Here is a 13,195-nt window from a genome sequence, read left to right on the forward strand (position 1 = left end):
ATCGTTGCATTCCTAGAGCTGGATACCGGAGAAGGACATGAAGCCCAGAGACATCAGCCCGACGGTGATGAAGGTAATTCCCAATCCTTGCAGGCCCGCCGGTACATCGCTGTACTTGAGCTTCTCACGGATCCCTGCCAGGGCGGTGATTGCCAGCGCCCAGCCAATACCGGCACCAGCGCCATACACCATCGATTCGCCGAACGTATAGTTGCGCTCGACCATGAACAGGGTGGCCCCCAGGATCGCGCAGTTCACTGTGATCAGCGGCAGGAATACACCCAAGGCGTTGTAAAGCGCGGGTACGTACTTATCGAGGAACATCTCGAGGATCTGCACGATGGCCGCGATCACACCGATGTAACTCAGATAGCCAAGGAACGACAGGTCAATGTTCTCGGCTCCAGCGACACCGGTCCAGGACAGAGCTCCCTCATCGAGTAGGTAAGTGAGGATGAGATTATTGACCGGCACGGTGATGGCCAGTACCACGACCACGGCAATACCCAGGCCAATGGCCGAGGAGACCTTCTTGGAAACTGCCAGAAAGGTACACATACCAAGAAAGAACGCCAACGCCATGTTCTCGACGAAGACTGAGGCGATGAACAGACTGAGGTAATGGTCGAGCATTTACACGGCCTCCTTCGGCTGGGAGTTTTCCTTCATCTGGAACTGGTTCTCCTCCACCTGTTCCGGGTTGACGCTGCGCAGCACCCAGATAATCAGGCCAATAACGAAGAACGCTGAAGGGGGCAGCAGCATCAAGCCGTTGGGTACGTACCAGCCACCATCTTGTACTGGAGCTAGCACGCTGAAGCCGAACACGCTGCCGGAGCCCAGCAATTCACGGAAGAAACTCACCACCATCAAAATCAAGCCGTAGCCAAGCCCGTTGCCGATACCGTCGAGGAACGACAGCGCGGGCCCATTCTGCATGGCAAAGCCTTCGGCGCGGCCCATGACGATACAGTTGGTGATGATCAGTCCAACGAATACCGAGAGCTGCTTGGACATCTCATAGGCATAGGCCTTGAGCACCTGATCGACCACGATCACCAAAGAGGCAATGATGGTCATTTGCACGATGATGCGAATCGCCGAAGGAATGTGATTGCGGATCAACGAAACGAACAGGTTGGAGAACGCCGTGACCGCGATGACCGCCAGCGCCATGACCAGCGATACACTCATGCTGCTGGTTACCGCCAAGGCCGAGCAGATACCAAGAATCTGCAATGCGATGGGGTTGTTCTTGAAAAGCGGCGTCAGCAGGACGCCTTTCGGAGTTGCGGCTGACATGCTTAGGCTCCTTCGGAAGAGTCACGGAACTTGGCGAGGTATTTGCCGAAGCCATCCTCTCCAAGCCAGAACTGCACTAGATTGGTCACCCCCTTGCTGGTCAAGGTGGCTCCCGACAGGGCATCGACTTCCGTCTCACCACTGGCACCACCCTTGACCAAGGTGATGTCCGGTTTGCCCTCACCTAGTTCGCCGTCGGCATAGACCTGCTTGCCGTCCCACTGAGACTTCCAGCGTGGATTATCTACCTCTCCTCCCAAGCCTGGTGTCTCGGAGTGGGAATAGAATGTGATGCCTTCGATGGTATTGCCATCTCCGCTCAGCGCCAAGTAGCCACGCATCAAGCCCCACAGCCCCTGGCCACGGATCGGTAGGATGATCTTCTCGGGATTCTGCGGATCCCCGACCAGATAGACTACCGAGTAGTTCTCTTGACGTGACAGACCGGCAATGTCGCGTTCACCCGACAGAGTACGCGACTGGGCCGGGTCACGAGCGGCAGAGAAGCCATCGTAGTTCGCTGGGTTCACCTCGTCGGTGTATTCGCCGGAGCGCAGGTCGACGGCTCGCGGGGTTACCTTCTCGAACTGCTCGTTGATCGGCTCTCCAGGCTGGTACAGGTCAGCGACCTGCAGGATGTTCGTCTTGCGGTCGGCCTCCTGGTTGAACTGCTGTTGTGGACGCAAGGCCACCGCTGCAGCGGAAACGATCACTGAGCAGACGATACAAAGCGCGAAGGCTACGATCAGGATCTTCTGAATGGAGTTGTTGCTCATCGCCATCAGGCACTCTCCTCAGCCAGTTCACCGGTACGCCGCATACGACGCTTGATGTTGGCCTGGATAAAGAAGTGATCGATCAACGGGGCAAACAGGTTGGCGAACAGGATAGCCAGCATGATGCCCTCGGGGAAAGCCGGGTTGACGACACGGATCAGCACGGTCATGACCCCGATCAAGATGCCGAAGATCAAGCGTCCCGGATTGGTCATGGAAGCCGATACAGGATCGGTTGCCATGAACACCATACCAAAGGCGAAGCCACCGATAACTAGATGCCAGTACCACGACATGGCAAACATGGGATTGGTCTCAGAGCCAACCAGGTTGAACAGCGCACTGGTAGCTGCCATTCCCAGGAAGGTACCAAGCATGATGCGCCAGGAGGCGATCTTGGTCCACAGCAGCACGGCGGCACCGATCAGAATGGCAAGTGTCGAGGTTTCACCAATCGAGCCGGGAATGAAGCCGAGGAAAGCATCCCACCAACTGTATTGCTGAACCAAGGCAGCCATACCATCTTGGTAAGCCATCGACAGTGGTGTTGCACCAGTGTAGCCATCGGCCGCCACCCATACTGCGTCACCGGAAATCTGTGCCGGATAAGCAAAATAGAGAAAGGCGCGACCAGTGAGCGCCGGGTTGAGGAAGTTCTTGCCGGTGCCCCCAAAAATTTCCTTGCCGATCACCACACCAAACGTGATGCCAAGTGCCACCTGCCACAACGGAATGGTAGCCGGCAGAATCAGCGCATAGAGCACCGAAGTGACGAAGAAGCCTTCGTTGACTTCATGGCCGCGCTTGACGGCGAACACCACTTCCCAGAAGCCCCCAACCACGAAGGTCACCAGATAGATGGGCAGGAAGTAGGTTGCCCCCAGTACGAAGTTGGCCCAAATGCTGCTGGCATCATGGCCGCTGGCGAATACCATCATGATCGCCTCACGCCAGCCATCCATTGAGCCGTACCCATTGGCGATGGCCATGTTGGCTTGCCACCCGGCATTCCACATGCCGAAGAACATCGCCGGGAAGGTACACAGCCAGACGGTAATCATGATGCGCTTCAGATCGATACCGTCACGCACGTGCGCCGTGGTCTTGGTTACGCTTGGTGGCGCATAGAAAATGGTGTCGACCGCTTCGTAAAGAGGATAGAACTTTTCGTACTTACCACCTTTGTGGAAGTGCGGCTCGAGATTGTCGAGTGTCTGTCGGATACCCATCATCAGGCCTCTTTCTCGATCGTGGTCAGGTTGTCACGCAGGATGGGACCGTATTCATACTTGCCTGGACATACATAGGTGCACAGGGCCAGATCCTCTTCATCCAGTTCCAGACAACCGAGCTGCATAGCGGCCTCGATATCGCCAACGATCATCGAGCGCAGCAACTGGGTAGGCAGGATATCCAGCGGCATCACTTCTTCGTAAGTACCTACCGGCACCATGGCCCGCTCCGACCCATTGGTAGAGGTATTGGGCGCATAGTCGTGCAACCCAAAAAACTTGGAGAGGTAGATCCCCATTACCGAATGGCGGTTGGTTCCCGGCGACAACCAGCCCATGAAGGCGCGCTTGTTGCCTTCTTCGAGCAGGCTGAATTGATTGTGGAAGCGCCCCAGGTATTTCAGGCTACCCTCGGCGGTGAATCCCGAGAACACCGAGCCGGAGATCACGCGCGTATCGTCAGGATTGATCACTTCCCCTGCGAGGAGCTCATCGGTGCTAGCCCCTACTCGTGTGCGAAGCAGGCGAGGGGTCTCGGCGCGTGGACCACCCACGGCAACCACACGACTGACGTCGAGCTTGCCTTGCGCAAACAGTTTGCCGTAGGCAATGACGTCCTGATAGCCAATGTGCCAGACACGCTTATGCAAGGAAACTGGCGACAGGAAGTGGATATGCGTACCGACCAAGCCCGCCGGATGTGGACCTCGGAACGTCTCGACCTGAACACCAGCGACATCGCTTCCCGGGACCTTGGCTTCCGGCGACGTACATAGGAAGACCTTGCCCTCGGTCAGGCGCGACAACACTTTGAGGCCATCTTCGAAGGCCTCTGGCTGCTCATTGATGATATCGGACGGCTCCGCACTCAGCGGATGGGTATCGATCGCGGTGACGAAAATATTCTCTGGAATACCGTCGAGTGCCGGTGTGCGTGAATAAGGCCGGGTACGCAGCGCTGTCCACAGGCCGGATTCCACGAGTTGATCGACCACGACCTGGCGTTCCAGGCTTTCCAGCTTGTCACGACCATGGGCAGTGAACTCAACTGCCTCTTCATTCTCTGCGATCTTGATCACCACCGACAGCAGCTTGCGCTTTTCTCCACGATTGATCGCCACGACCTCGCCTGCGGCCGGTGCAGTGAAGCGCACTCCCTCGATCTTCTTGTCAGTGAACAGTAATTGGCCCAGTTTGACACTATCCCCTTCCTGGACCTCCATGGTCGGCTTCATGCCAACATAGTCGGTACCCAAGACAGCCACGTGGCGCACCGGTCGCGCATCCTCGATACGCTGCTCGGGCGTCCCCGTGATGGGGAGATCCAGGCCTCGTTTGACTTCGATCATACGTCTCGCCCAGTTATCGGATCTGATGTTCTAGGAAAGGTGTTCGAAAGACGTGCAGACGCGTGGGATACTTGCTAGCGGTATCAGCCTGCCGCCACGGTATTCGAATGCTTTTCTTATCAGAAGGTTGCAGTACAGCCCAGCCTTGACCGGACCTTCCCAAAAATCCCGTGCATTATAAAGACATGGGCAAGGAAAGGCCACATGAGCTTAGGTCGCAGACGCACAAGAAGGCGTCGCGGGGGGAGAAGGCGCGAATTCGTTGAAACAGTGATTAATTGAGCACGAGGCCCTTTCAGGACAAACCACAAGCCGGGCGCGAGGCCGCCCGGCTTGCAGTCATGTTTCTTTGTGGCTTACGCCTTATAGATTACGGCTCTAGTCACGATCCTTGGGAAACACCAGGAAACTAACGTTGGACATATGCTGCAGAATGCGCACCACTTGGCAGCTATAGCCAAACTCGTTGTCGTACCAAACGTAGAGCACCACATGCTTGCCATCGGCAATCGTGGCCTTGGCATCGACGATGCCTGCGTGACGGTTGCCGACGAAGTCCGATGACACCACCTCCGGAGAATCGACATAGTCGATCTGCTTCTGCATCGACGAATGGATCGCCATACGCCGCAGGTAGTCGTTGATCTCCTCAGCATCGACCTCCTGATGCAGGTTCAAATTGAGAATCGCCATTGACACGTTCGGTGTCGGAACACGAATCGCGTTGCCTGTCAGCTTGCCAGTGAGTTCGGGCAATGCCTTCGCCACCGCCTTGGCGGCACCGGTTTCGGTCAACACCATGTTCAACGGTGCACTACGACCGCGACGATCGCCCTTGTGATAGTTGTCGATCAGGTTCTGGTCATTGGTGTAGGCATGTACCGTCTCGACATGACCATGATCGATACCGTAGTGATCGTTGACCGCCTTGAGCACGGGCACGATGGCGTTGGTGGTACAGGAGGCTGCCGAGACGATACGATCGTCGCCGGTGATATCCTCATGATTGATACCGTAGACGATGTTCTTGACATCACCCTTGCCCGGCGCGGTCAACAAGGCCTTGGATATGCCCTTGCAGGCCAGGTGCTGGCCAAGACCTTCCTCGTCACGCCACAAACCAGTATTGTCGACGACGATGGCGTTATCGATACCATATGCCGTGTAATCGACCTCGCTGGGAGAATTAGCGTAGATGACCTTGATGTAGTTACCATTGGCGATCAGCGCACTGTTCTCTTCATCGACGGTAATCGAACCGGCAAAGGGGCCATGCACACTGTCGCGACGCAACAGGCTGGCCCGCTTCTCCAGATCCTTGCCAATATCGCCGCGCCCACGCACGACGATGGCACGAAGACGCAGCAGATTTCCCCCGCCCGCCTTCTCGATCAGGATTCGTGCCAGAATGCGGCCAATACGCCCGAAACCGTAGAGCACCACATCCTTGGGTTCACCGTTGTTGCCATTCACATCATGGCCGCCGACGATTCCTGCGAGTTCGGTCTTGAGGAACGCTGTGACATCATTCTCATCGGAATGCTTGAAGGCCACTGCCAGCTTGCCGACATCGACATGCGCCGGCCCCAGGTTGAGATCGACCATGGCCTTGACCAGGGGAAAGGTGTCACGAACCGAAAGTTCGGTGCCTTCGACCTTCTTGACGAAGCGGTGATCCTTGAGAATACGGATTACCGATTGATTGATCAGTGAACGACCAAACAATGAAGTGACAATGTTGTATCTGCGATACAGAGTCCCCAGCAGCGGGATCATTTCCTCGGCAAGGGCTTCGTTGCTTTGCCAATCCTCAAAGACGGTCTCGAGCTTTTGCTGAGTCACGGGGGGAGCCTCTTTTCGACAATTCAGATCACAGGTATGCGAGGAGACGATCCATGCATAATGTATTGTTATTATCTGGTCACCGCTGCGCTGCCGCAATTGCTGTATAGTCGCACTCCCTGTAAGGCAATTACAGAATCACGGGGTTGACTACAAGATGAATTTAAGGCTGATATCATCCCCGCTGCCGTTAAATGTCCTCCACACGATCTGACGCCATGCCGCATTTTTCTCCACTCGTCCCACCGCGCCCTACGGGCACGCGCGATACCCTTTACTGGCACGCACCTGAAGGCAGCGCCACGGCCCTGGCGCTATCGCGCCTGGCCGATGACGCTCCACTGTTGGTAATCACCGCCGACACCGCCAGCGCCCAGCGCCTGGAAAATGAATTGCGCTTCTTCGCCCGGGTGCCGGTCATGCCGTTCCCGGACTGGGAAACCCTGCCCTACGACAGTTTTTCACCGCACCAAGACATTGTTTCGGGACGCTTGCGCACCCTGCGTGATTTGCAGGATGCCCATGACGGCATCGTATTGGTGCCGATCAACACCTTGATGCAGCGCCTGTCGCCGGTGGATTACATCGCTGGGCGGGTATTGACCTTACGGGTCGGTATGACACTTGACCGCGAAGGCTTTCGTGAAACGCTTTCACGCGCGGGCTACCGCGCCGTGGAAACTGTCTACGAGCCTGGTGAGTACGCTCTGCGCGGCGCCTTGATCGATCTTTTCCCCATGGGCAGCGAAGCGCCTTTACGACTCGACTTGTTCGACGATGAGCTCGACAGCCTGCGATATTTTGACCCCGATACCCAGCGCTCATGCGATAAGGTGGAGGCCATAGAGCTATTGCCAGCGCATGAATATTCGCTGTCGCGTTCGGCTATCGCCTGTTTCCGTGAGGGATTCGAGACGCTGTTCGATGTTGATCCTCGCCAGTGCCCACTTTACAACGATGCCTTGAAAGGCATTCCTTCCCCAGGGTTGGAACAGTACCTACCTCTGTTCTTCGAAGAAACAGCCACCTTGTTCGATCATCTGGCTGACAGCACTCAAGTCGCCTTGATGCCACAGGTATATGAGGCGGCCGAGCACCACTGGGCAGCCATTCAGAGTCGATACGAGAATCTGGGGGTCGACCCCACACGCCCACTCCTACCACCGTCCAAGGCTTTCGTACCTGTCGCCGAGGTATTCGCTGCCATCAAGCGCTACCCCAGGGTCGAACTGATCGACAAACAGGAGCACCCCCACGCCCGCCTACCGACAACCCGCTCTCCGGCACAAGTCGCCATCAACGCCCGTGCCCAACAACCTTTGGCGTCACTACAGGCCTTCCTTGAGCAACACGCGGACTTACGCGTGCTATTCGTTGCCGAGTCGCGTGGCCGCCGCGAGGCCATGGAAGAAACCTTGGCTCCACTGCACCTGACGCTTCCCCATCTGGAGGATTGGCATGCCTTTCTCGATGATGGCGCCCCCCTTGCCATCACTGAAGGCGAATTGGAGGCCGGCCTGTGGCTGGAACCCTGCGAATCGGGAAGCGGCCTGTCAGTCATCACCGAGACCGAATTATTCGGGGATGTGGTGCGCCAGAGTCGACGTCGCGAGAAAGCCACTGACGACAATGAACTGGCAATTCGCCATCTTTCGGAGTTACGCCCCGGATCGCCGGTCGTCCATCAGACCCATGGCGTGGGACGCTATATCGGACTCGAGATACTGGAAGCCGGCGGCCAGGCTGCGGAGTTCGTGGCACTGGAGTACGCCGACAGTGCGCGACTCTATGTTCCGGTGGACAGTCTTCATTTGATCTCTCGCTATGCCGGGGCCAGCGATGAGCTAGCACCATTGCACAAGCTCGGTTCGGAGCAGTGGGACAAGGCCAAGAAGAAGGCTGCCGAGAAAATTCGCGATACTGCCGCTGAATTGCTGGATGTCTACGCACGCCGCGAGGCCCGCGAGGGTTTCGCTTGCGACCTTCCCAGCGAGGAGTATGCACGGTTCGCCGGGAGCTTCCCTTTCGAGGAAACACCAGACCAAAGGGCAGCCATTCATGCCGTCCTCCAGGATATGACGTCGCCACGCCCTATGGACCGAGTGGTATGTGGCGATGTGGGGTTCGGCAAGACCGAAGTCGCCATGCGTGCCGCTTTTCTGGCCGTATACTCCGGGCGCCAAGTGGTAGTGCTGGTGCCCACGACCCTGCTGGCTCAACAGCATTACGACAACTTCCGCGACCGTTTCGCGGATACCGCCGTGCAGGTAGAGTTAATTTCCCGCTTCACTGCTGGCAAGAGACAGACTGAAACACTCAAGCGCATCCAGGAAGGACGTGCCGATATCGTGATCGGCACCCACAAGCTGCTGTCAAAGAACATGCAATTCCCCAATATGGGGCTGCTGATCATCGATGAAGAGCATCGTTTCGGCGTGGCACAGAAAGAGCGGCTCAAGAGTCTACGTGCGGAAGTCGATATCTTGACGCTTACCGCCACACCAATACCGCGCACCCTCAACATGGCCATGAGCGGAATTCGTGATCTATCGATCATCGCCACCCCACCGGCACGCCGTCTCTCGGTAAAAACCTTCATTCAGCAGCGCAACGAACCCGTCATCAAGGAAGCCCTACTACGCGAAATTCTGCGTGGTGGCCAGGTCTACTTCCTGCATAATGAGGTCAAGACTATCGAGAGCGCCGCCACCAAGGTTCGCGATCTGGTCCCGGAAGCCCGAGTTGGCGTGGCTCACGGTCAGTTACCCGAGCGCAGCCTGGAACGGGTGATGTCGGACTTCTACCATAAGCGCTTCAATGTGCTGGTGTGTTCGACCATCATCGAAACCGGTATCGACGTTCCCAGTGCCAACACCATCATTATCGAGCGCGCCGACAAGTTTGGACTGGCCCAGCTTCATCAATTGCGTGGCCGCGTAGGTCGCAGTCACCACCAAGCTTATGCCTATCTGCTCACACCACCCCCTCAGGCAATCACCAAGGACGCTGTCAAACGGCTGGAAGCCATTGGTCAGGCGGAAGACCTCGGTGCCGGATTCACCCTCGCCAGTCACGATATGGAAATTCGTGGTGCCGGCGAATTGCTTGGTGACGAACAAAGCGGGCAGATGGAAACCATCGGCTATAGTCTCTATATGCAAATGCTTGACCGCGCAGTAAAAGCGATCAAGGCTGGCAAGACACCCAACATCGAAGCGCCGTTGGACGAAGGCGTGGAAGTCAGCCTCAACCTACCGGCATTGATCCCCGATGACTACATGCCTGATGTACAGCAGCGCCTGATCATGTATAAACGCATTGCTAGCACTGCCGACGAGGCCGAGCTAAAAGAACTGCAAGTGGAAATGATCGATCGCTTCGGCCTGTTGCCGGCACCAGTAAAGACGTTGATACGCCAGACGCACCTACGCCAACGTGCCGAACGGCTGGGAATCAAGCGTCTGGAAGCAGGCCCAGAGCGTGGTCGGGTGATCTTTGGCTCAGGAACCGCCGTGGATCCCATGACATTGGTCACCTTGATCCAACAAGACCCAGCCCATTACCGTCTGGAAGGCGCCGACTCCCTTCGCTTCGATGCTGAGATGAACAACACAGACGCTCGTTTCGAGGCAGTCGAAAAGCTGCTGACACGACTCAACAGGAAAACGGAGGCCGCCTAGGCCAAGAGTAAGGAACCAATGACCAAGACTTCTTTTCCCCATTATGCCGCTCGTGCCAAGCATGCCATGGCAATGCTCACGATGCTGATGGCGGCTCTCCTGCTGTCGCCCCTGACACAGGCAAGCCAAAATGACCTGCCCAGAGGTCATTACTACCTGCCCGAAAATGGTGATGTGATCGGTGAAATGCAAACGGTCATCGCCAAGGAAGAAGACACTCTGATCGACATCGGTCACCGTCATGGACTCGGATTCGAGGAGATGCGCCGCGCCAATCCCAACCTAGGAATGTGGTATCCCGGTGAGGGAGCCGAGGTCCTCGTTCCAACGCGCTTCATTCTCCCCCCCGGACCTCGTGAAGGCATTGTGATCAATCTCTCCGAGCTGCGGCTTTACTACTACCCGCCGACATCCGAAGGCGAAAAGCCTACTGTCGAAACCTATCCGATCAGCGTCGGTCGCGAAGGCTTCGAGACACCGTTGGGAACATTCAAGACCACTGTCAAGGTCAAGGATCCTGCCTGGGCGCCGCCTGAATCAATGCGCAAGGAAGCCGCTGCTCGCGGCGAACCAGCCCCGGCAATCGTGCCTCCGGGCCCCGACAACCCACTGGGCCGGCACGCCATACTACTGAATATCCCGAGTTACCTCATCCATGGCACCAACCGACCGGCAGGTGTGGGCATGCGGGTCAGTCGTGGTTGTGTACGCATGTTACCCGAGGATATCGAGTCTCTCTTCGAGCGAGTACCCAACGGCACCCAGGTCACCTTGATCAACGAACCCTTCAAGGCAGGTTGGGAGAATGACGAACTCTACGTACAGTCTTACCCGCTACTGGGAGACAAGGAAGGCAGTGTCGAACCGCTGATCAGTGCGCTGGAAATGCTCTCCAAGACATTCGGAGATAAGCAGCCGCCGGTTGACTATGCCCAGGTAAGGCAAGCCGTGGAAGCTCCCACCGGTCGACTGCAAACCGTGCTACGGGCCCCGACTCCCGACATCGAGCCAGTGGATATCTACCGCGAACTCGATACTGAAGCGACCGTAGAACTGGCGCACCGGATCGAGACAATTTCGTGAATTTCCCTCTCAACCACAGGTAACAAAAGACCCCGCATTAGCGGGGTCTTTTGCTATCCATAGCCGAAGAACATCAACGCTCGATGTCCTCCAGAAACAGATTACAAACGCTTACTTCTGCATGGAGCGCTCGAACATACGATTCATCTGCTCGCGGTTCTCCTGAGCCATCTGCAGAGCTGCTTGGGCATCACGCTGCGCCTGGTTGGCAGTGTTCTGCGCCTGGTTAGCAGTGTTCAGGGCTTGAGTCGCATCTGACTGAGCTGACTCGGCAGTCATACGTACTTCTTCCAGGGCACTGTTGCTGGCACAGCCCGCCAGGACGGCCAGAGAGGCGGCAGCGGCAGAAAGCTTCAGAGCGTTCTTGAAGGTCATGATGTTCTCCTTGAGAGACTTCCTTGGTTCAGCTTGGGTTGTGCCTGGTGTCAAACAGGCGTCCTGCTGGTGCAGGTTCTTCTTACATGACTTCGACTGACAAGTCATGAAGTCAAACGCTGTTTTATTATAGACATGGGTATCTTGTCTACCTAGAAAACTGCGTTTTTATGTTAAGAGCCTAGCGGATCACAACGCGAGTGCCAATTTCGACAAGCTCCATCAAGCGCTCGATTTGTTCATTGGTCACGGCAACACAGCCTTCGGTCCAGTGAAACCGTTGATGGATCGATGGATCCCCCTTACCAATGCCGTGAATACCGATATCACCCCCTAGCACCGTATCTTGCGGTGGCTTGCCATACCGACGGAGATAGGAAAAGTAATCATCGTACTCCTGTTGGGTCATGATACCAGCATTCAAGGCATCAAGTGCATGCCAGGGGGTAGGATAGTTGAGCCCGAGAAAAATATGAAAGCGACTATCGAGATTGACCCAGTTGATGCGAAATTCCCCTGTCGGCGTTTTTTTGTCTCCCCTGACCCGGATCGGAGCGGCTCCCCGCTGACCAAGCGATATCGGAAAAAAACGTTCGATTTCTTGTTCACCTCGGTAGATATACAAGGTAGAGGCCTTGTCATCCACCAGCAGCCATAACTCATCAGGTGCGTGCGGGGGCAAGGTGGCCTGAGCACTCAACGTCGGCATGATGGCCAAGATCCAGACCAGCAGAAATTTTTTCAGGTGGCTCATCCGTGGTGCATCTCCGACAAACACAAACAAGTAGCGGCGCATTCATACCGTATTGTCATCCAAGATACAATCCTCTTTAGCAAAAGAGGTACGCACCAAGTCAAACATTCCATCACCACTCCATGATACGGGCCAATAGACAGCCTGTATCTTTGTTTGCAATCATGACCGCCTGTCCTTCCAGGTTGTTATCGATATCAAGCCAGGGCACGCTGTATCAACGCCTGATGCGGAGCCGAGAACTCAATGGTGCGGGCTAGATCATGCCCACGATCCGACATCTTGTTCCAAGTCTTGCGTATAATCCGGCGCAATTTGTCCTCGTCATGCTCCTTGGAAAAATCAGTGAAATAGTACTCCAGAAAAACCAGACAGGCAGTATCCTCCAACGCTTGCGCCTCGGTATCACGACGTAGATCCTCCTTGCGAATCAAAGCGGCGACTCGTTCGCATGTCACCTCGTCGTAGCCGACATCTGTCAGCACCCTGGTGGCCTGCTCAGCTTGGCGGCGTCCAAGTTCACGCCGCCAAGCCAGATAGCCAGGTCGATCACGGGGATAGTCGTCACGCGGAACACGCCAGCGCTGCAGGTGCTGAGCACGAACCGCAAGGCGCAAGACGTCGCTGGCATCCGGTGCTACACGTTCCAGCCATTCACTCATGCGCCGAGCATAAAGCTGCTCGTAAGCAATGCGTTGTCCCTTCACCTCCACAAGACGCGGATCTTCACAGTGCAGGGCATCGAATCGCTCGATAGCGGCCTGAAACCGGGATGCTTCATGCATCGTCATACATCCTCCTC

General features: G+C 56.2%; 11 protein-coding genes. 2 read left to right on the forward strand and 9 right to left on the reverse strand.

The features are described 5' to 3' along the window. Nucleotides 1–12: 12 nt before the first annotated feature. The 6 genes from nqrE to L861_RS05655 all read right to left on the reverse strand — a co-directional run bounded on the left by nqrE (nucleotide 13) and on the right by L861_RS05655 (nucleotide 6,501). Nucleotides 13–633 carry an NADH:ubiquinone reductase (Na(+)-transporting) subunit E gene (nqrE, locus tag L861_RS05630; protein WP_016415604.1) on the reverse strand — a complete coding sequence of 207 codons (621 nt, stop codon included), beginning with the start codon at nucleotides 631–633 and terminating at the stop codon, nucleotides 13–15. Further along, on the reverse strand, nucleotides 634–1,302 hold the full coding sequence (locus L861_RS05635) for an NADH:ubiquinone reductase (Na(+)-transporting) subunit D (RefSeq protein ID WP_016415605.1): 669 nt from the start codon (nucleotides 1,300–1,302) through the stop codon (nucleotides 634–636). It lies immediately after the preceding gene. 2 nt (nucleotides 1,303–1,304) lie between these two features. Further along, nucleotides 1,305–2,084, reverse strand: a complete 780-nt coding sequence (locus tag L861_RS05640) for a Na(+)-translocating NADH-quinone reductase subunit C (RefSeq protein WP_016415606.1) — start codon at nucleotides 2,082–2,084, stop codon at nucleotides 1,305–1,307. Beyond that, nucleotides 2,084–3,310, reverse strand: a complete 1,227-nt coding sequence (locus tag L861_RS05645; RefSeq protein ID WP_016415607.1) for an NADH:ubiquinone reductase (Na(+)-transporting) subunit B — start codon at nucleotides 3,308–3,310, stop codon at nucleotides 2,084–2,086. Before L861_RS05645 ends, L861_RS05640 begins: the two co-directional genes overlap by 1 nt. Next, a complete protein-coding gene (locus L861_RS05650) occupies nucleotides 3,310–4,659 on the reverse strand; it encodes a Na(+)-translocating NADH-quinone reductase subunit A (RefSeq protein WP_016415608.1) in 1,350 nt (449 codons plus the stop codon). The genes L861_RS05645 and L861_RS05650 overlap by 1 nt, the downstream gene beginning before the upstream one ends. 378 nt (nucleotides 4,660–5,037) lie before the next feature. After that, nucleotides 5,038–6,501, reverse strand: coding sequence for a glyceraldehyde-3-phosphate dehydrogenase (locus L861_RS05655; protein WP_016415609.1), 1,464 nt, complete (start codon nucleotides 6,499–6,501; stop codon nucleotides 5,038–5,040). Between the two features lie 218 nt (nucleotides 6,502–6,719). On the opposite strand from L861_RS05655, the gene mfd reads away from it, so the two are divergent. Then, nucleotides 6,720–10,181, forward strand: a complete 3,462-nt coding sequence (gene mfd, locus L861_RS05660) for a transcription-repair coupling factor (RefSeq protein WP_016415610.1) — start codon at nucleotides 6,720–6,722, stop codon at nucleotides 10,179–10,181. An 18-nt stretch (nucleotides 10,182–10,199) separates the two neighbouring features. Next, on the forward strand, nucleotides 10,200–11,264 hold the full coding sequence (locus L861_RS05665; protein WP_016415611.1) for a L,D-transpeptidase family protein: 1,065 nt from the start codon (nucleotides 10,200–10,202) through the stop codon (nucleotides 11,262–11,264). 111 nt (nucleotides 11,265–11,375) lie between these two features. Here L861_RS05665 and L861_RS05670 read toward each other — a convergent pair whose 3' ends face one another. The 3 genes from L861_RS05670 to L861_RS05680 form a co-directional block, all read right to left on the reverse strand. After that, the gene (locus L861_RS05670; RefSeq protein WP_016415612.1) at nucleotides 11,376–11,639 is read right to left on the reverse strand and encodes an Lpp/OprI family alanine-zipper lipoprotein; all 264 of its coding nucleotides are present in this window, start codon (nucleotides 11,637–11,639) and stop codon (nucleotides 11,376–11,378) included. Nucleotides 11,640–11,820: 181 nt separating this feature from the next. Beyond that, the gene (locus tag L861_RS05675) at nucleotides 11,821–12,393 is read right to left on the reverse strand and encodes a L,D-transpeptidase family protein (RefSeq protein ID WP_051149304.1); all 573 of its coding nucleotides are present in this window, start codon (nucleotides 12,391–12,393) and stop codon (nucleotides 11,821–11,823) included. A 197-nt stretch (nucleotides 12,394–12,590) separates the two neighbouring features. Further along, entirely contained in the window at nucleotides 12,591–13,184 is a 594-nt protein-coding gene (locus tag L861_RS05680; protein ID WP_016415614.1) for a DUF4202 domain-containing protein, read from the reverse strand. Nucleotides 13,185–13,195 lie beyond the last annotated feature (11 nt).

Origin of the sequence: Litchfieldella anticariensis FP35 = DSM 16096 (assembly GCF_000409775.1) — a bacterium.
GTDB lineage: Bacteria > Pseudomonadota > Gammaproteobacteria > Pseudomonadales > Halomonadaceae > Litchfieldella > Litchfieldella anticariensis.

Bases quoted from the DNA above. Each gene is read 5' to 3' on its own strand.
- L861_RS05635 (WP_016415605.1), bottom strand. From the start codon at position 1,302: ATGTCAGCCGCAACTCCGAAAGGCGTCCTGCTGACGCCGCTTTTCAAG.
- L861_RS05675 (WP_051149304.1), bottom strand. From the start codon at position 12,393: ATGAGCCACCTGAAAAAATTTCTGCTGGTCTGGATCTTGGCCATCATG.
- nqrE (WP_016415604.1), bottom strand. From the start codon at position 633: ATGCTCGACCATTACCTCAGTCTGTTCATCGCCTCAGTCTTCGTCGAG.
- L861_RS05680 (WP_016415614.1), bottom strand. From the start codon at position 13,184: ATGACGATGCATGAAGCATCCCGGTTTCAGGCCGCTATCGAGCGATTC.
- L861_RS05665 (WP_016415611.1), top strand. From the start codon at position 10,200: ATGACCAAGACTTCTTTTCCCCATTATGCCGCTCGTGCCAAGCATGCC.
- mfd (WP_016415610.1), top strand. From the start codon at position 6,720: ATGCCGCATTTTTCTCCACTCGTCCCACCGCGCCCTACGGGCACGCGC.
- L861_RS05640 (WP_016415606.1), bottom strand. From the start codon at position 2,084: ATGGCGATGAGCAACAACTCCATTCAGAAGATCCTGATCGTAGCCTTC.
- L861_RS05645 (WP_016415607.1), bottom strand. From the start codon at position 3,310: ATGATGGGTATCCGACAGACACTCGACAATCTCGAGCCGCACTTCCAC.
- L861_RS05670 (WP_016415612.1), bottom strand. From the start codon at position 11,639: ATGACCTTCAAGAACGCTCTGAAGCTTTCTGCCGCTGCCGCCTCTCTG.
- L861_RS05650 (WP_016415608.1), bottom strand. From the start codon at position 4,659: ATGATCGAAGTCAAACGAGGCCTGGATCTCCCCATCACGGGGACGCCC.